Annotated in this window: 15 protein-coding genes; 12 read left to right on the top strand and 3 right to left on the bottom strand. The window is 70.9% G+C overall.

The window, feature by feature from the left end; translation table 11 throughout:
• Position 1: 1 nt before the first annotated feature.
• The 3 genes from secF (at position 2) to H181DRAFT_RS01455 (ending at position 4,552) form a co-directional block, all read left to right on the top strand.
• A complete protein-coding gene (gene secF / locus H181DRAFT_RS01465; protein ID WP_045862282.1) occupies positions 2 to 1,186 on the top strand; it encodes a protein translocase subunit SecF in 1,185 nt (394 codons plus the stop codon).
• A gap of 14 nt (positions 1,187 to 1,200) precedes the next feature.
• A complete protein-coding gene (locus tag H181DRAFT_RS01460) occupies positions 1,201 to 1,764 on the top strand; it encodes an adenine phosphoribosyltransferase (RefSeq protein WP_045862544.1) in 564 nt (187 codons plus the stop codon).
• Between the two features lie 154 nt (positions 1,765 to 1,918).
• Positions 1,919 to 4,552, top strand: a complete 2,634-nt coding sequence (locus H181DRAFT_RS01455) for a RelA/SpoT family protein (RefSeq protein ID WP_045862281.1) — start codon at positions 1,919 to 1,921, stop codon at positions 4,550 to 4,552.
• A 147-nt stretch (positions 4,553 to 4,699) separates the two neighbouring features.
• Here the strand turns inward: H181DRAFT_RS01455 and H181DRAFT_RS01450 are convergent, their stop codons facing one another.
• Together H181DRAFT_RS01450 and H181DRAFT_RS01445 are read right to left on the bottom strand one after the other, a co-directional pair.
• Positions 4,700 to 5,932 (bottom strand): DUF349 domain-containing protein, encoded by a 1,233-nt coding sequence (locus H181DRAFT_RS01450; RefSeq protein WP_045862280.1) that lies wholly within the window; start codon positions 5,930 to 5,932, stop codon positions 4,700 to 4,702.
• Between the two features lie 198 nt (positions 5,933 to 6,130).
• Positions 6,131 to 6,970 (bottom strand): peptidylprolyl isomerase, encoded by an 840-nt coding sequence (locus H181DRAFT_RS01445; RefSeq protein WP_045862279.1) that lies wholly within the window; start codon positions 6,968 to 6,970, stop codon positions 6,131 to 6,133.
• A 169-nt stretch (positions 6,971 to 7,139) separates the two neighbouring features.
• On the opposite strand from H181DRAFT_RS01445, the gene H181DRAFT_RS01440 reads away from it, so the two are divergent.
• The 4 genes from H181DRAFT_RS01440 to H181DRAFT_RS01425 all read left to right on the top strand — a co-directional run bounded on the left by H181DRAFT_RS01440 (position 7,140) and on the right by H181DRAFT_RS01425 (position 11,289).
• Positions 7,140 to 7,856, top strand: coding sequence for an MBL fold metallo-hydrolase (locus tag H181DRAFT_RS01440; RefSeq protein ID WP_045862278.1), 717 nt, complete (start codon positions 7,140 to 7,142; stop codon positions 7,854 to 7,856).
• Between the two features lie 11 nt (positions 7,857 to 7,867).
• Positions 7,868 to 9,130 (top strand): histidine--tRNA ligase, encoded by a 1,263-nt coding sequence (hisS, locus tag H181DRAFT_RS01435; RefSeq protein ID WP_045862277.1) that lies wholly within the window; start codon positions 7,868 to 7,870, stop codon positions 9,128 to 9,130.
• 77 nt (positions 9,131 to 9,207) lie between these two features.
• On the top strand, positions 9,208 to 9,837 hold the full coding sequence (locus tag H181DRAFT_RS01430; protein WP_254666671.1) for a vitamin K epoxide reductase family protein: 630 nt from the start codon (positions 9,208 to 9,210) through the stop codon (positions 9,835 to 9,837).
• Positions 9,838 to 9,918: 81 nt separating this feature from the next.
• Positions 9,919 to 11,289, top strand: coding sequence for a replication-associated recombination protein A (locus H181DRAFT_RS01425; protein ID WP_045862275.1), 1,371 nt, complete (start codon positions 9,919 to 9,921; stop codon positions 11,287 to 11,289).
• Between the two features lie 85 nt (positions 11,290 to 11,374).
• On the opposite strand, the gene H181DRAFT_RS01420 is transcribed toward H181DRAFT_RS01425, so the two are convergent.
• A complete protein-coding gene (locus tag H181DRAFT_RS01420; RefSeq protein WP_074467660.1) occupies positions 11,375 to 12,241 on the bottom strand; it encodes a DUF2470 domain-containing protein in 867 nt (288 codons plus the stop codon).
• Positions 12,242 to 12,294: 53 nt separating this feature from the next.
• Here H181DRAFT_RS01420 and rpsD point away from each other — a divergent pair, with 53 nt between their 5' ends.
• The 5 genes from rpsD to ruvX all read left to right on the top strand — a co-directional run bounded on the left by rpsD (position 12,295) and on the right by ruvX (position 17,267).
• Positions 12,295 to 12,906 (top strand): 30S ribosomal protein S4, encoded by a 612-nt coding sequence (gene rpsD, locus H181DRAFT_RS01415; protein WP_368073245.1) that lies wholly within the window; start codon positions 12,295 to 12,297, stop codon positions 12,904 to 12,906.
• Positions 12,907 to 13,321: 415 nt separating this feature from the next.
• Positions 13,322 to 13,786, top strand: coding sequence for a DUF948 domain-containing protein (locus tag H181DRAFT_RS01410; RefSeq protein ID WP_074467659.1), 465 nt, complete (start codon positions 13,322 to 13,324; stop codon positions 13,784 to 13,786).
• Between the two features lie 6 nt (positions 13,787 to 13,792).
• Entirely contained in the window at positions 13,793 to 14,131 is a 339-nt protein-coding gene (locus tag H181DRAFT_RS01405; protein WP_045862272.1) for a DUF6167 family protein, read from the top strand.
• The gene (gene alaS, locus H181DRAFT_RS01400) at positions 14,131 to 16,803 is read left to right on the top strand and encodes an alanine--tRNA ligase (protein WP_045862271.1); all 2,673 of its coding nucleotides are present in this window, start codon (positions 14,131 to 14,133) and stop codon (positions 16,801 to 16,803) included. The genes H181DRAFT_RS01405 and alaS overlap by 1 nt, the downstream gene beginning before the upstream one ends.
• Positions 16,803 to 17,267: a Holliday junction resolvase RuvX gene (ruvX, locus tag H181DRAFT_RS01395; RefSeq protein WP_045862270.1), complete on the top strand. Its 465-nt coding sequence runs from the start codon at positions 16,803 to 16,805 to the stop codon at positions 17,265 to 17,267. The genes alaS and ruvX overlap by 1 nt, the downstream gene beginning before the upstream one ends.
• The last annotated feature ends 104 nt before the right edge of the window (positions 17,268 to 17,371 follow it).

Below are 17,371 nucleotides of genomic sequence, written 5' to 3'. Positions count from 1 at the left end.
GATGTCGCGACTCGGCAGCCTCGGTGCCCGGCTCTACCGCGGCGAAGTCGGCTACGACTTCGTCGGCAAGCGGATGTTCTGGTACGGCGTCTCGATCCTCATCACGATCACCGCGATCGTCGGCCTCGGTGTCCGCGGGCTGAACATGGGCATCGAGTTCGAGGGCGGCGCCGTCCTCACCACGCCGAAGACCTCGGCGTCGGTGGCGCACACCACCGAACTCGCGGAGAAGACCTCCGGACACACCGCCATCGTCCAGCAGCTGGGCAACGGCGGCATGCGCATCCAGATCGCCGGTCTGGACACGGCCAAGTCCACGCAGGTCAAGGAGGAGATCTCCGGTGAGCTGAAGGTCGACCCGAACAAGATCGACACTCAGCTCGTCGGGCCGAGCTGGGGCGAGCAGATCGCGAACAAGGCCTGGCTGGGCCTGGGGATCTTCATGGTCCTGGTGGTGATCTATCTCGCCATCGCCTTCGAGTGGCGGATGGCGCTGTCCGCCCTGATCGCGCTGATCCACGACATCACCATCACCGTCGGCGTCTACTCCCTCGTGGGGTTCGAAGTCACGCCGGGCACGGTGATCGGTCTACTCACCATCCTCGGCTACTCGCTCTACGACACCGTCGTCGTCTTCGACGGCCTGAGAGAGGGCAGCCGGAACGTCACCAAGCAGACCCGCTACACCTACAGCGAGATCGCCAACCGCAGCATCAACTCGACTCTGGTGCGCTCGATCAACACCACCGTCGTGGCGCTGCTGCCGGTCGCCGGCCTGCTCTTCATCGGCGGCGGTCTGCTCGGCGGCGGCATGCTCAACGACATCGCGCTCTCGCTCTTCGTGGGCCTGGCGGCCGGTGCGTACTCCTCGATCTTCATCGCGACCCCCCTCGTCGCCGACTTCAAGGAGCGCGAGCCGCAGATGAAGGCCCTCGCCAAGCGCGTGCGGGCCAAGCGCCTCAAGGCCGAGGAGCGCGGCGGAGCGGAAGCGCAGGAGGACGCCGAGGAGCACGACCACGAAGGCGGTGCCCCGCAGGACGGCGGCGACCCCGCCCCGCAGGGCGCGGCCGCCGGCGTCGTCGGCCCCCGCGGCGGACGCGAGACCCCCGGCCCGCGCCCCCAGCGCCGTCAGCCCGCGTCCCGCGGCCGCGGCGGCCGTAACCGGCCCTCCGGAAAGCGCAGGTGAGCGAAGTGACGGGAATGAGCGAGGCTGCCTCCCCGGTCTCGGCCGAGGAGCGGGAGCTGCTCCTGAGCCGTATCCGGGACGTGGCGGACTACCCGGTGCCGGGTGTGATGTTCAAGGACATCACCCCGCTGCTGGCCGATCACCAGGCGTTCTCGGTGCTCACCGACTCCCTGGCGCGTATCTGCACCGAGCGCGGAGCCACGAAGGTCGTCGGCCTGGAGGCGCGCGGCTTCATCCTGGGCGCCCCCGTAGCGGTGCGGGCGGGCGTCGGGTTCGTCCCCGTGCGCAAGGCGGGCAAGCTCCCCGGGGCCACTCTCGCGCAGTCCTACGAGCTGGAGTACGGGACCGCGGAGATCGAGGTCCACGCTGAAGACCTGGACGCCGGGGACCGCGTGCTGATCGTCGACGACGTGCTGGCCACGGGCGGCACCGCGGAGGCGTCCCTGCAGCTGGTGCGCCGGGCCGGCGCGCAGGTCGCCGGGTTCGCGGTGCTGCTGGAGCTGGGCTTCCTCGGGGGCAGGGAGCGTCTCACCCCGGCCCTGGAGGACGTCCCGCTGGAGGCGTTGGTCACGGTCTGACCACGAGAGACCGGTACAAGGCGGTCACCCGGTACGTTGCTCGCACGAGCGCCGGGTGGCCGCCTCCGTCATGCCCGCCCATGCGGCCGTGGGCGAGGGGACGGCGGGGGTCGATACCATGGCAGTCCGACCTGGGGTCCACCGAGGAGTGCATTTGCCAGACGAGGCCCAGCCGCTGAAGTCGGCACAGCCGCGAGACGCCGAGCCCGGCGGGCCCGGCGCGGCTGCCGCGGCCACGCACGAGGCGGCCCGGGACGGCGCGGAGGGCGGCGCGGGCGGCGCCGGCCGCCCGGACGGCGCCCCGGCCGGGGGAGCGACCCCGCAGGGCACCGCTCTCGACGACCGTGGCAGCCGGTCCGAGGCCGAGCACTCGGAGCGTACGCAGCGCGACGTCCGCGCCGAGCGGGCCGAGGCCGCCCAGAGGGCGCAGAGCGAGCGAGTGGCGCCCGCCCGTGCCGTCTCGGGGGTCTCGGGCCGTTCCGGTTCCTCGAACCGCGTACGGGCGCGTCTGGCGCGCCTCGGAGTGCAGCGCTCCAGCCCCTTCAACCCCGTCCTCGAGCCGCTGCTGCGGATAGTGCGCGGCAACGACCCCAAGATCGAGTCGGCGACGCTGCGCCAGATCGAGCACGCCTACCAGGTCGCGGAGCGCTGGCACCGCGGCCAGAAGCGCAAGAGCGGCGACCCGTACATCACGCACCCCCTCGCGGTGACCACGATCCTCGCCGAGCTGGGCATGGATCCGGCGACGCTCATGGCCGGCCTGCTGCACGACACCGTCGAGGACACCGAGTACGGCCTGGACACGCTGCGCCGCGACTTCGGCGAGCAGGTGGCCCTCCTCGTCGACGGCGTCACGAAGCTCGACAAGGTCAAGTTCGGGGAGGCGGCCCAGGCCGAGACGGTGCGCAAGATGGTCGTCGCCATGGCCAAGGACCCCAGGGTGCTGGTCATCAAGCTCGCCGACCGGCTGCACAACATGCGCACCATGCGCTATCTGAAGCGCGCCAAGCAGGAGCAGAAGGCCAGGGAGACGCTGGAGATCTTCGCTCCGCTCGCGCACCGGCTCGGCATGAACACCATCAAGTGGGAGCTGGAGGACCTCGCCTTCGCGATCCTCTACCCGAAGATGTACGACGAGATCGTGCGGCTCGTCGCCGAGCGGGCCCCGAAGCGGGACGAGTACCTGGCCGTCGTCACCGACGAGGTGCAGGCCGACCTGCGGGCCGCGCGCATCAAGGCCACCGTCACCGGCCGGCCGAAGCACTACTACAGCGTGTACCAGAAGATGATCGTCCGCGGCCGGGACTTCGCGGAGATCTACGACCTGGTGGGCATCCGGGTCCTGGTGGACACCGTCCGCGACTGCTACGCCGCGCTGGGCACCGTGCACGCCCGCTGGAACCCGGTCCCCGGCCGGTTCAAGGACTACATCGCGATGCCCAAGTTCAACATGTACCAGTCGCTGCACACGACGGTCATAGGGCCCGGTGGCAAGCCGGTCGAGCTGCAGATCCGCACGTTCGACATGCACCGCCGCGCCGAGTACGGCATCGCCGCGCACTGGAAGTACAAGCAGCAGGCCGTCGCCGGCGCCTCCAAGGTCCGTACGGACATCCCGAAGGGCACGGGCAAGAACGACGAGCACGTCAACGACATGTCCTGGCTGCGGCAGCTGCTGGACTGGCAGAAGGAGACCGAGGACCCGGGGGAGTTCCTCGAGTCGCTGCGCTTCGACCTGTCGCGCAACGAGGTCTTCGTCTTCACGCCCAAGGGCGACGTGATCGCCCTCCCCGCCGAGGCGACTCCCGTCGACTTCGCGTACGCCGTCCACACCGAGGTCGGGCACCGCACCATCGGCGCCCGCGTCAACGGCCGTCTCGTGCCGCTGGAGTCGACGCTCGACAACGGCGACACCGTCGAGGTCTTCACCTCGAAGGCCTCGGGCGCCGGGCCGTCGCGTGACTGGCTGAGCTTCGTCAAGTCACCGAGGGCGCGGAACAAGATCCGGGCCTGGTTCACCAAGGAACGCCGCGACGAGGCCATCGAGCAGGGCAAGGACGCCATCGCACGCGCGATGCGCAAGCAGAACCTGCCGATCCAGCGCATCCTCACGGGCGACTCGCTCGTCACGCTCGCACACGAGATGCGCTACCCGGACATCTCCGCCCTCTACGCCGCCATCGGCGAGGGCCACGTCTCCGCCCAGAGCGTGGTGCAGAAGCTCGTCCAGTCGCTCGGCGGTGAGGACGCCGCCAACGAGGACCTGGCCGAGACCGCTCCGCCCATGCCGGCGGCGACGCGCCGCGCCAAGCGCAGGGCGAACTCCGACCCGGGTGTCGTCGTCAAGGGAGTCGACGACGTGTGGGTCAAACTCGCGCGATGCTGCACGCCTGTGCCCGGCGATCCCATCATCGGCTTCGTCACCCGCGGCAACGGCGTCTCCGTGCACCGCACGGACTGCGTCAACGTCGACTCGCTGACCAAGGAGCCCGAGCGGATCATCGACGTGGAGTGGGCGCCGAGCCAGTCGTCGGTCTTCCTCGTCGCCATCCAGGTGGAGGCGCTCGACCGCTCCCGGCTGCTCTCGGACGTCACGCGCATCCTCTCCGACCAGCACGTCAACATCCTCTCGGCCGCCGTCCAGACGTCCCGCGACAGGGTCGCCACCTCCCGCTTCACCTTCGAGATGGGCGACCCCAAGCACCTGGGGCACGTGCTGAAGGCGGTGCGGAGCGTCGAGGGCGTCTACGACGTCTACCGCGTCACGTCGGCCCGCCGGCCGTCCTGACGAGCACTCGCCCGGTTTCGCCGTAACCTTCGGCGCCGGCCGGCGTCGGCAGGGACGGGGCGTGACAGCAGTGTGCCGCCCGCACATGCCGTGCGGGCGGCACATCGCCCGTCCGGTGACGGGCCCCGCCCGGGGCCCGTCCTGGCGTCAGCCCCCGAACTCCTGGAGGCCCTTGAGCGCCTGGTCCAGGAGCTCCTGGCGGCCCGCCAGCTCCTTCTCCAGCTTCTCCGCCTTGGCGGTGTTGCCCGCAGCCCGCGCCTGCTCGGCCTGGCGCCGCAGCTTGTCGACCGCGTCCTGCAGCTGGCCGGTCAGCCCGGCCGCACGCGCCCGGGCCTCAGGGTTCGTACGACGCCACTCGGCCTCCTCGGCCTCCTGGATCGCCCGCTCCACCGCGTGCATCCGGCCCTCGATCTTCGGCCTCGCGTCCCGCGGTACGTGGCCCACGGCGTCGAAGCGCTCGTTGATCGCCCGGAACGCGCCGCGCGCGGACTTCAGGTCAGTGACGGGCAGCAGTTTCTCCGCCTCGGCGGCCAGCTCCTCCTTGCGTGCCAGGTTCTCCCGCTGCTCGCTGTCACGTTCGGCGAAGACCTCGCTGCGGGCCTGGAAGAAGACGTCCTGGGCGCCTCGGAAGCGCTGCCACAGATCGTCCTCGTGCTCCCGCTGGGCGCGCCCCGCGGCCTTCCACTCCTGCATGAGGTCCCGGTACTTGGCTGCTGTCGGCCCCCAGTCGCGGGAACCGGAGAGCGCCTGCGCCTCGGCGACCAGCTTCTCCTTGCGCTGCCGCGCCTCCTCGCGCTGCGCGTCCAGCTGCGCGAAGTGAGCCTTGCGGCGCTTGGAGAACGCCGAGCGGGCATGCGAGAAGCGGCGCCACAGCTCGTCGTCCGTCTTGCGGTCCAGCCGGGGGAGGCCCTTCCACGTCTCGACCAGGGCACGCAGCCGTTCACCGGCCGCACGCCACTGCTCGCTCTGCGCGAGCTCCTCGGCCTCCGCGACCAGCTCTTCCTTCGAACGGCGCGCCTGCTCGCTCTGCCTGGCCTTCTCCGCCTTGCGCTGCTCGCGACGCTCCTCGACCACCCCCGCGAGCGTGTCGAGCCGCTTGCGCAGCGCGTCCAGGTCGCCCACCGCGTGATGGGCGTCCACCTGCTCCCGCAGGTGCTCGATGGCGGTGCCGGCGTCCTTGGCGGACAGGTCGGTGGTCTTCACACGGCGCTCGAGGAGGCCGATCTCCACCACCAGGCCGTCGTACTTGCGCGTGAAGTAGGCGAGTGCTTCCTCGGGAGAGCCTGCCTGCCACGATCCGACGACCTTCTCGCCGTCGGCTGTACGCACGTACACGGTCCCCGCCTCATCGACGCGGCCCCACGACGGGTCGCTGCTCACAGCGCCTCCTCCACATGATGCCCGGACTGGTTGTGAAAGCCGCCCCCGGCATCGTCCACAGATCTCGTCACTTGCCAACATAGGCGAACCCCTGCCGCGCTGTCCGCATGCGGACGGAGCGAAATTCAGCAGCCCGCGAAGCGCGGCGGAGCCCCCGCCGGGGACACCGCGTGCTGCCGGTGTCCCGGATCCAGCCGATCAGTTCTTGCTCACCGTCGCCTTCTCGATCACGACCGTCGCGTTGGGCGGGGTGTTCTGCGTCTTGGGGTCGGGCGTGGAACCGGCCTTGGCGACCTTCTTCAGCACGTCCATACCCTTGGTGATCTTGCCGAAGGGCGTGTAGTCCGGTGGCAGCGTGCTGTCCTCGAAGACGAGGAAGAACTGGCTGCCGCCGGTGTCCCGGCCCTTCTTCGTCTGCGGGTTGTACCTGTTCGCCATCGCGACGGTCCCCGCCGGGTAGGTGCCGCCCTTGAGCCGGGAGTCCTTCAGGTTCTCGTCGGGGAGGGTGTACCCGGGGCCGGACTTGCCCGTGGCCGTGGGGTCGCCGCACTGCAGGACGTGGATGCCCTCGTCGACGAGGCGGTGGCACTCCGTGTGGTCGAAGAACTTCTCACGGGCGAGGAAGTCGAAGCTGTTCACGGTGCGCGGTGTCTTGGCCGCGTCCATCTCGAAGGCGATGTCCCCGCACGTCGTGGCCAGCTCCATCGAGTACTTCGCGGACTCGTCGACGGCCGGCTCCGGCTCCTTCTTCCACTTCTTCCCGTTCGGCTCGCCCTTGGACGGCTTCTCGCACGGGTCGTAGGACTTGCTGGGAGAAGGGGACGGCGTGGTCTGCTTGCCGGCGTCCTCGTCCTTCTTGTCCCGGTTCAGGCCGCCGGTCGCCGCGTAGGCGGCCGCCGCCGCGACGACGAGCACCCCCACGACGGCGAGGGCGATGTTCCGCAGGCGGGCTCTGCGGCGCCGGGCAGCCCGGCGTTCCTGCTGGCGCAGGTACTTCTCACGGGCGAGCTGCCTTCTTCGCTGATCACTGCTGACCACCGGGTCGTCTCCTTCAGGGTGCGTGCGATGAGTGCGTACGTACCAGAGTCCGGCCGTACCGTATACGGGTTCGCGGCGCCCGCGCCGCCGCCGGTAGGCTGTGACCAGCTTGATCGGCGAAGAACGGCCTTTTCGCCGTGACCGATTGCCGGACGACTGAAGGACGATCGTGCTCGTTGCGGGGTTCCCCGCCGGGGCCTGGGGGACCAACTGCTATCTGGTCGCCCCCGCCGCCGGTGAGGAGTGCTTGATCATCGACCCTGGCCACCAGGCCGCGGAAGGCGTCGAGGAGGCCGTCGCCAAACACCGGCTGAAGCCTGTCGCCGTCGTGCTCACACACGGCCACATCGACCACGTCGCCTCCGTGGTGCCGGTCTGCGGAGCACACGACGTTCCCGCCTGGATCCACCCCGCCGACCGCTACATGATGAGCGACCCCGAGAAGGCGCTCGGCCGCAGCATCGGGCAGCAGCTGATGGGAGAGCTGACCGTCGGCGAACCGGACGACGTCCAGGAGCTGACCGACGGAGCGACGCTGCGCCTGGCCGGGCTGGAGCTGACCGTCTCGCACGCCCCGGGCCATACCAAGGGGTCGGTGACCTTCAGGATGCCCGAACAGGCCGACGTTCCGCCGGTGTTCTTCTCGGGCGACCTGCTCTTCGCCGGCTCCGTCGGAAGAACCGATCTGCCCGGGGGCGACCACGAGGAGATCCTGCAGTCGCTGGCACGCGTGTGCCTGCCGCTGGAGGACGAGACCGTGGTGCTCTCGGGGCACGGCCCCCAGACCACCATCGGCCAGGAGCGCGCCACCAACCCGTTCATGAGGCAGGTGGCCGCCGGGCCGGGAGGCGCCGCGACGGGCGCCTCCCCCCGACGAGGATTGTGACGAGACCTTCCGTGAGCACCTTCAAGGCCCCCAAGGGCACCTACGACCTGATCCCGCCGGAGTCGGCGGACTTCCTCGCCGTGCGCGAGGCGCTCTCCGCGCCGCTGCGGCGCGCGGGCTACGGCTACACCGAGACCCCCGGCTTCGAGCAGGTCGAGCTCTTCGCGCGCGGCGTCGGCGAGTCCACCGACATCGTGACCAAGGAGATGTACACCCTCACCACCAAGGGCGGCGACGAACTCGCCCTCCGCCCCGAGGGCACCGCATCCGTCCTGCGCGCGGCTCTGGAAGCCAGTCTCCACAAGAGCGGCAACCTCCCCGTGAAGCTCTGGTACTCGGGCTCGTACTACCGCTACGAGCGCCCGCAGAAGGGCCGCTACCGGCACTTCTCGCAGGTCGGCGCCGAAGCGATCGGCGCAGAGGACCCGGCGCTCGACGCCGAGTTGATCATCCTCGCGCACGACGCGTACCGGTCGCTCGGGCTGCGCGGGTTCCGCATCCTGCTCAACTCCCTGGGCGACAAGGAGTGCAGGCCGGTCTACCGCGCGGCGCTCCAGGAGTTCCTCCGCCGTCTCGATCTGGACGAGGACACCCGCCGGCGCATCGAGATCAACCCGCTGCGCGTCCTGGACGACAAACGGGAGAGCGTGCAGCGCCAGTTGACGGACGCGCCGATGATGCGCGACCACCTCTGCGAGGGCTGCAAGTCGTACCACGAGCAGGTGCGCGAGCAGCTGACGGCGGCGGACGTCCAGTACGAGGACGACCCTCGCCTCGTCCGCGGCCTCGACTACTACACGCGCACCACCTTCGAGTTCGTGCACGACGGCCTCGGCTCCCAGTCGGCCGTCGGCGGCGGAGGACGCTACGACGGCCTGTCGGAGATGCTCGGCGGGCCGCCGCTGCCCTCGGTGGGCTGGGCCCTCGGCGTGGACCGCACGGTCCTGGCGCTGCGGGCGGAGGGCGTCGAACTGCAACTTCCCTCCTCCACGGACGTGTTCGCGGTGCCGATCGGCGAGGAGGCGCGGCGTGCACTCTTTCGGGTGGTCACCGCGCTGCGCCGGGAGGGGGTCGCCGCCGACTTCGCGTACGGCGGCAAGGGCATGAAGAACGCCATGAAATCGGCCAACCGCTCCGGCGCCCGCTACGCGCTGCTGGTCGGCGAACGGGACTTGGCCGAATCGGTGGCGCAGCTCAAGGACTTGCAGAGCGGCGAGCAGACCGCAGTGCCGCTCGATCGAGTGGTCTCCGAGGTGAGCGCGAAACTCGCCTGAGCGCAAGAGCCTTGGTGCACAATGAGCGGCACACGGGGCAGACCAGGACCGGACGACGGGATACAAGGGCTATGACCATGACGGCACCCCTCGACGAAGCTCGCACGGACGCGGACGAGCCCTCCGGGGGTGCCGTCGGCGCGAGCCGCGCCTTCGCCGTGATGCTGGTGATCACGGGGCTGGCGGGCATCCTCGCGTCCTGGGTCATCACGCTGGACAAGTTCTCCTTGCTGAAGGACCCGGACTTCGATCCCGCGTGCAGCCTCAACCCGATCGTCTCCTGCGGCAGCGTCATGAAGAGCGAGCAGGCGGAGGCCTTCGGCGCACCGAACCCGATGATCGGGCTCGTCGCCTACGCCGTCGTCGTCTGCGTCGGCATGAGCCTGCTCTCCCGTGCGCGGTTCCCCCGCTGGTACTGGCTGACGTTCAACGCCGGCACGCTCTTCGGCGTCGGCTTCGTCACCTGGCTCATGTACCAGTCGCTGTACAACATCAACGCCCTGTGCCTGTGGTGCTGCCTGGCGTGGGTCGCCACGATCGTCATGTTCTGGTACGTCACGGCGCACAACGTCCGCAACGACTTCCTGCCGGCGCCGGCGGTGGTCCGGGGTTTCGTCGAGGAGTTCCCCTGGGTCCTGCCGGTGCTGCACATCGGGGTCATCGGCATGCTGATCCTGACCCGCTGGTGGGACTTCTGGACCAGCTGACGGTCCGCGGTCCGGGCCGGGGCAGGAGGCCTGCCCGGGCGCCCGGCCCGGCTGTCACACCCGTGACTTAGGGTTTCGGGCGTGGAACCCGACCTGTTCACCGCAGCCGCCGAGGAACGCCAGGCCAAGGACCCGACGGCCAGTCCGCTGGCCGTGCGCATGCGGCCCCGCACCCTGGACGAGATCGTCGGCCAGCAGCATCTGCTGCGCCCCGGCTCCCCGCTGCGCCGCCTCGTGGGCGAGGGCGTCGGGGGCCCGGCGGGGCCTTCCTCCGTCATGCTGTGGGGCCCTCCGGGCACGGGCAAGACCACGCTCGCGCACGTCGTCAGCAGGGCCACCGACAAGCGCTTCGTGGAGCTGTCGGCCATCACGGCCGGAGTGAAGGAGGTGCGGTCCGTCATCGAGAGCGCCCGGCGCTCCTCGGGCGCGTACAGCAAGGACACGGTCCTCTTCCTCGACGAGATCCACCGCTTCAGCAAGGCGCAGCAGGACTCGCTGCTGCCCGCGGTGGAGAACCGCTGGGTCACCCTGATCGCGGCGACGACGGAGAACCCGTACTTCTCGGTGATCTCCCCGCTGCTCTCCCGGTCGCTCCTGCTGACCCTCGAAGGCCTCACCGACGACGACGTGCGGGCACTGCTGCGCCGTGCCGTGGCCGAGGAGCGCGGCCTGGGCGGCGCGGTGACGCTTCCCGGCGAGTCGGAGGACCACCTGCTCCGTATCGCGGGCGGCGACGCGAGGCGCGCGCTGACCGCTCTGGAGGCGGGAGCGGGCGCCGCCCTCGCCAAGGGCGAGAGCGAGGTCGGTCTGGCGACGCTGGAGGAGGCCGTCGACCGCGCCGCGGTGACGTACGACCGCGACGGCGACCAGCACTACGACGTGGCGAGCGCGCTCATCAAGTCCATCCGCGGCTCGGACGTGGACGCCGCGCTGCACTACCTGGCACGGATGATCGAGGCGGGGGAGGACCCGCGGTTCATCGCGCGCCGCCTGATGATCTCCGCCAGCGAGGACATCGGCATGGCGGATCCGCAGGCCCTGCAGACGGCCGTCGCGGCGGCCCAGGCCGTCGCCATGATCGGTTTCCCGGAGGCCCGCATCGCGTTGGGTCAGACGGTCGTCGCCCTCGCGCTGGCCCCCAAGTCGAACGCCGCCTATCTGGCGATCGACGCCGCGCTGGCGGACGTACGGGCGGGTCTGGCGGGGCCGGTGCCCGCTCACCTGCGCGACAGCCACTACAAGGGCTCCGCGAAACTGGGCCACGGCGAGGGGTACCAGTATCCGCACGACCTGCCGGGCGGGATCGCCGCCCAGCAGTACGCCCCGGACGCCGTCCACGGCAAGCGCTACTACGAGCCGACGCGGTACGGCGCCGAGGCCCGCTACGCCGAAGTCGCCGAGCGGGTACGGGAGCGGCTGCGCGGTGCGGGCACGTCAGCGGGCGAGCACTGAGCCCGCCTGCCTTTCGCCTACCGGCCTTCCCGTCTGCCTGCTTCCCGCGCCGCACGACCCCTCGTAGGGCACGCACCGCCCTGCCCTACTGGCTGCCGGGCCGTTCCGCGGCGGTCTCGAAGAGCAGCCGCATCGCCTGCCGCAGCTGCGCTACGCCGCCCACGGGATCGGGGAACTCGAACCGGGCGTCGAAGTAGGCGTCGTTCCTGAATCCCTCCAGCCCGCAGAAGCGCACCCGCATCCCGAAGCGGTCCACTGACAGCGGCACCGCGCATCCGCCGGCGGCCGCACAGGCCGCCTCGCGGTCGCCGAGGAGAGCGCACAGCCCGCGCATCTGCTCGGAGTGGGAGGCGGCCAGATGCTGCAGCAACTCCGCCTCGTGCGGCGCGAGCGGGTCTGGCGCGGCGGCGGCGAAGTCGTCCGGCTCGACCTGCTCCGCGCCCCACAGGTCGTCGACGAAGGCCTCCCCGACCTCGAGGCGAAGCAGCGTCCAGGCGGGGTCGGAGGGCGTCGGCCCGGCGGGGTGGCGGTCGGCGACGAGCCGCTCGCAGGCGGCCCGCTGCTTGCTCCGTACGGGCGTGAGCCAGCCGGCGATCCAGGCCCGGCCGCGGACGCGGTGCGGGACCGCCACCGGTGCGATGTCCGTGATCTCCATCACCGCGGTCACCTCGTCGCCCGCCGCGTGCTCGACGAGCTGGGCGGCCGGAGAGGCCGCGGGGACCAGCAGGACCACGTCGCCGTCGGGGGTGACGGCGCGGGCCTCCGGGCTCCCGGACCCGGGCGGAGCGTCCTGTTGCGACCGGATCGAGGGAATGTCCAGCGCAGCCGATACGCTGGATTCCACGAGGGTTCGTACACGCTCTGCGGCAGTTGGAGCCGCGGCGTCTTCCACGGGACGCGGCTGTTCCCGTCCGGCGTCGGAGCCGGGCAGGGGAATCCCAGGTCGAAACATGCGTTCTCCTCCGCTAAGGTAAGCCTCACCTAACGTACATGGAGGTCCGTTCAGTGAACCAGTCGCGTCCCAAGGTCAAGAAGTCGCGTGCCCTCGGCATCGCGCTGACCCCGAAGGCCGTCAAGTACTTCGAGCAGCGCCCCTACCCGCCGGGCGAGCACGGCCGGGGCCGCAAGCAGAACAGCGACTACAAGGTGCGGCTGCTGGAGAAGCAGCGGCTGCGCGCGCAGTACGACATCAGCGAGCGGCAGATGGTCCGCGCCTACGACCGCGCCCGCAAGAGCGGCGGCAAGACCGGTGACGCGCTCGTCATCGAGCTGGAGCGCCGCCTCGACGCGCTGGTTCTGCGGTCGGGCATCGCCCGCACCATCTACCAGGCCCGGCAGATGGTCGTGCACGGCCACATCTCGGTGAACGACCGGAAGGTCGACAAGCCCTCGTTCCGCGTCCGTCCGGACGACGTGGTGAAGGTCCGCGAGCGCAGCCGCGGCAAGCACCCGTTCCTGGTCGCGCGTGAGGGCGGCTACGCCCCGGACGGCGAGACCCCGCGTTACCTGGAGGTCAACCTCGAGGCGCTGGCCTTCCGTCTGGACAGGGAGCCCAACCGCAAGGAGATCCCGGTCGTGTGCGACGAGCAGATGGTCATCGAGTACTACGCACGCTGAACCCCGGAGTCCGCCGGGCCGCGCCGTGCCCTCCGCCCCTCGTGGCGCGCTGCCCCTGACTCGCCGGCACAGCCCGCCTGCCTCCCGCCGAACTTCCCGTCCGGCGGTGGCACGGCGGGCTGCCGCGTTCCCGGCGGCCCTCCCGCGGGCTCGCGACGGCCTCGACTGCTCGTCGCGGCACGCCAGTTGACGGCTGAAGCGGCGGACCCGGCAGCCGCCGTAGGTCAGTTGACCGTCACGGGCGGGGGCGGCACGGCACGGTGCCCGGCCGCGGCGGCCGGCCCGCGGGCGCCCCTCCGTGCTGCGGGAATGCGGTACGGGCGACGCCTCCCGTCGCGATAAGGTCGGAGTATCCGCCGCCGCGCGGGCCCGGCTTCCACGGCGTGGAGCGGTCAGGGCGGCGGCCGACCCCGAAATGACCCGAGGGAAGCGGTGCAGCGTGTCCGGTGGAGAAGTGGCCGGTCTCCTGGTGGCCGTCTTCTGGGCGATTCTGGTCTCGTTCCTCGCCGTTGTGCTGGTGAGGCTCGCGCAGACGCTCAAGGCGGCGACCAAGCTGGTGACGGGCGTGACAGAGCAGGCAGTTCCTCTGCTCGGCGAGGCGTCGGCGACGGTGCGTTCGGCTCAGACCCAGCTCGACCGCGTGGACGCGATCGCGACGGACGTGCAGGAGGTCACCTCCAACGCTTCGGCGCTCTCCTCCACCGTCTCCACCACCTTCGGAGGGCCGCTCGTGAAGGTCGCGGCCTTCGGCTACGGCGTGCGGCGCGCGCTCGGCCGCAAGAAGGACCTGTCCGCCCGGCCGCCCGCCCCGCGCAAGGTGGTCCTCGGCCGCACGCTCCCCGCGGCGCGGCGGGGCGGCCGCAAGCGCGGAAGGAGCTGATCGCCCGTGTTCCGCCGTGCTTTCTGGTTCACCACCGGCGCAGCCGCGGGTGTCTGGGCGACCACCAAGGTCCAGCGCAAGCTCCGTTCGCTCGCGCCGGACGCGCTCGCCGTCAGGGCGGCCGACAAGGCCGTCGACACCGGCCACCGCCTCAAGGAGTTCGCACTCGACGTCCGTGCCGGAATGGCCCAGCGCGAGAGCGAGTTGAACGACGCCCTGGGGCTCGACGTCCCGCCGGACGGTGAGTCCGCGGGCCGGCTTCCCGGCCGGCCCCCCGGCCACCAACTGGGCCCCGCGCAGCAGCCGGGGCGCACACGACCGTACGACCGAAACGAGGACCACTGATGGAGTCGGCTGAAATCCGCCGCCGCTGGCTGCGCTTCTTCGAGGAGCGGGGGCACACCGTCGTGCCGTCGGCGTCACTGATCGCGGACGACCCGACGCTGCTGCTGGTCCCCGCCGGCATGGTGCCCTTCAAGCCGTACTTCCTCGGTGAGGTCAAGCCGCCCTTCGCGCGCGCCACCAGCGTCCAGAAGTGCGTGCGCACGCCGGACATCGAAGAGGTCGGCAAGACCACCCGCCACGGCACGTTCTTCCAGATGTGCGGCAACTTCTCCTTCGGCGACTACTTCAAGGAGGGCGCAGCCCAGTTCGCGTGGGAGCTGCTGACCACCCCGCAGGACAAGGGCGGTTACGGCCTGGACGCGGAGCGGCTGTGGATCACGGTCTACGAGGACGACGACGAGGCGGAGCGCATCTGGCGTGACGTCGTCGGCGTCCCCGCCGAGCGGATCCAGCGCCTGGGCAAGGACGAGAACTACTGGGACATGGGCGTCCCGGGCCCCTGCGGTCCCTGCTCGGAGATCAGCTACGACCGCGGCCCGGAGTTCGGCCCCGAGGGCGGCCCCGCCGTCAACGACGAGCGCTACGTCGAGCTGTGGAACCTGGTGTTCATGCAGTACGAGCGCGGTCCCGGCGAGGGCAAGGACTACCCGATCGTGGGTGATCTGCCCAGCCAGAACATCGACACCGGCCTCGGCTTCGAGCGCCTGGCGATGGTCCTGCAGGGCGTGCGCAACATGTACGAGATCGACACCTCGCGCATGGTGCTGGACAAGGCGACGGAGCTGACGGGCGTCCGCTACGGGGACGCCGAGCAGACCGACGTCTCGCTGCGCGTCGTGGCCGACCACATCCGCACCGCCATCATGCTCATCGGCGACGGCGTCACCCCCGGCAACGAGGGCCGCGGCTACGTGCTCCGCCGCATCATGCGCCGTGCCATCCGCAACATGCGCATCCTCGGCGCGAGCGGCCCCACCGTCGCCGAACTGACGGACACCGTCATCAAGGCCATGTCGCCGCAGTACCCGGAGCTGGAGACCGACCGCAAGCGCATCGAGACGGTCGCGCTCGCCGAGGAGGCGGCCTTCCTCAAGACGCTGCGCTCGGGCACCAACATCCTCGAGGCCGCCGTCAGCGACACCCAGGCCGCCGGAAGCGACGTGCTGCCGGGCGAGAAGGCCTTCCTGCTGCACGACACCTGGGGCTTCCCGATCGACCTCACCCTGGAGATGGCCGCCGAGCAGGGCCTCTCCGTCGACGAGGCCGGCTTCCGGCGCCTCATGCAGGAGCAGCGGGAGCGCGCCAAGGCCGACGCGAAGGCCAAGAAGCAGGGGCACGCCGACCTGTCGGCCTACCGGCAGATCGCCGACGCCAGCGGCACGACGGACTTCACGGGCTACCAGCACACCTTCAACGAGGCGTCTGTCGTCGGGCTGCTCGTCGACGGTGTCTCCTCGCCCGCCGCCCACGAGGGCGACGAGGTCGAAGTCGTCCTGGACCGCACGCCGTTCTACGCCGAGGGCGGCGGCCAGCTCGCCGACACCGGGCGCATCCGGCTGGAGAGCGGCGCGGTCGTCGAGGTCCGCGACGTGCAGCAGCCGGTCACGGGCGTCCACGTGCACAAGGGCGTCGTCCAGGTCGGCGAGGTCACCGTCGGCTCCGGCGCGTACGCGGAGATCGACGCGGACCGCAGGCGCTCCATCGCCCGCGCCCACAGCGCGACCCACCTCACGCACCAGGCGCTGCGGGACGCCCTGGGGCCGACCGCCGCCCAGGCCGGTTCGGAGAACTCTCCGGGGCGCTTCCGGTTCGACTTCGGCTCCCCGGCGGCCGTTCCGGGGACCGTCCTCACGGATGTCGAGCAGAAGATCAACGAAGTTCTCGCGCGCGAACTGGACGTCAGCGCCGAGTACATGGGCATCGACGAGGCCAAGAAGCAGGGAGCCCTTGCCGAGTTCGGCGAGAAGTACGGCGAGCGCGTGCGCGTCGTGACCATCGGCGACTTCTCCAAGGAGCTGTGCGGCGGCACCCACGTGCACAACACCGCCCAGCTGGGCCTGGTGAAGCTGCTCGGGGAGTCCTCCATCGGTTCCGGCGTGCGCCGCGTCGAGGCCCTCGTGGGCGTGGACGCCTACAAGTTCCTCGCCCGCGAGCACACGGTGGTCTCGCAGCTCACGGACCTGCTGAAGGGCCGCCCCGAGGAGCTGCCCGAGCGGATCTCCTCGATGGTCACGCGTCTGAAGGACGCCGAGAAGGAGATCGAGCGGTTCCGCGCCGAGAAGGTGCTCCAGGCCGCGGCGGGCATCGCGGAGGGCGCCGCGGACGTCCGGGGGGTGGCCCTGGCCGCCGCCCAGGTCCCCGACGGCACGGCCGCCGACGACCTGCGCACGCTCGTGCTGGACGTCCGCCAGCGCATCACCGGCGGCCGGCCCGCCGTCGTCGCGCTGTTCGCCGTGACGAACGGCCGTCCGCTCACCGTGATCGCCACCAACGACGCGGCCCGCGAGCGCGGGCTCAAGGCGGGCGACCTGGTGCGCGGCGCGGCCAAGGCGCTCGGCGGCGGAGGCGGCGGCAAGCCCGACGTGGCGCAGGGCGGCGGCCAGAACCCCGACGCCGTGGGTGAGGCCATCGCGACCGTGGAGCGGCTGGTGGCAGAGAGCGGCCCGGCCTGATGAGGAGGGGCCGCCGCCTCGCCGTCGACGTCGGTGACGCACGCATCGGCGTGGCCTCCAGCGACCCCGACGGGCTGCTGGCGACACCGGTGGAGACGGTGCCCGGGCGTGATCTCCCTGGTGCGCACCGCCGGTTGGCTGCGCTGGTGTCGGAGTACGAGCCGATCGAGGTGGTCGTCGGGCTTCCGCGTTCCCTGAAGGGGGGCGAGGGCCCGGCGGCAGCCAAGGTCCGTGGCTTCGCGGAGGAGTTGGCGAGGAAGATCACACCGGTGCCGGTGCGGCTCGTCGACGAGCGCTTGAGTACAGTCACGGCGGCACAGGGCATGCGCGCGTCCGGCGTGAGCTCCAAGAAGGGCCGCTCCCGCATCGATCAGGCTGCGGCGGTGGTCATTCTGCAAAGCGCCCTGGAGACTGAACGGATGTCAGGCAGTCCGCCCGGACAATGCGTCGAAGTGGTTGTCTGATCGCGATACGGTAACGTTCCCGCGACACGGCAGCCGCCGGGAGGCTCGCGCACCGCCTGGTGCGCGGGCATCCTGCCTCATCTGTGTTCGGAGCGGCTGCCGTC

Source organism: Streptomyces sp. WMMB 714 (assembly GCF_900090125.1).
Lineage (GTDB): Bacteria > Actinomycetota > Actinomycetes > Streptomycetales > Streptomycetaceae > Streptomyces > Streptomyces daqingensis.
Note: the sequence above shows the minus strand (reverse complement) of the source record. Positions and strands in the feature narration are given on the sequence as shown.

Excerpts from the sequence above, each read along its gene's own strand:
- secF (WP_045862282.1), top strand. The coding sequence starts at position 2 with ATGTCGCGACTCGGCAGCCTCGGTGCCCGGCTCTACCGCGGCGAAGTC.
- H181DRAFT_RS01420 (WP_074467660.1), bottom strand. The coding sequence starts at position 12,241 with ATGTTTCGACCTGGGATTCCCCTGCCCGGCTCCGACGCCGGACGGGAA.
- H181DRAFT_RS01430 (WP_254666671.1), top strand. The coding sequence starts at position 9,208 with ATGACGGCACCCCTCGACGAAGCTCGCACGGACGCGGACGAGCCCTCC.
- ruvX (WP_045862270.1), top strand. The coding sequence starts at position 16,803 with ATGAGGAGGGGCCGCCGCCTCGCCGTCGACGTCGGTGACGCACGCATC.
- alaS (WP_045862271.1), top strand. The coding sequence starts at position 14,131 with ATGGAGTCGGCTGAAATCCGCCGCCGCTGGCTGCGCTTCTTCGAGGAG.
- H181DRAFT_RS01410 (WP_074467659.1), top strand. The coding sequence starts at position 13,322 with ATGACCCGAGGGAAGCGGTGCAGCGTGTCCGGTGGAGAAGTGGCCGGT.
- H181DRAFT_RS01460 (WP_045862544.1), top strand. The coding sequence starts at position 1,201 with ATGAGCGAGGCTGCCTCCCCGGTCTCGGCCGAGGAGCGGGAGCTGCTC.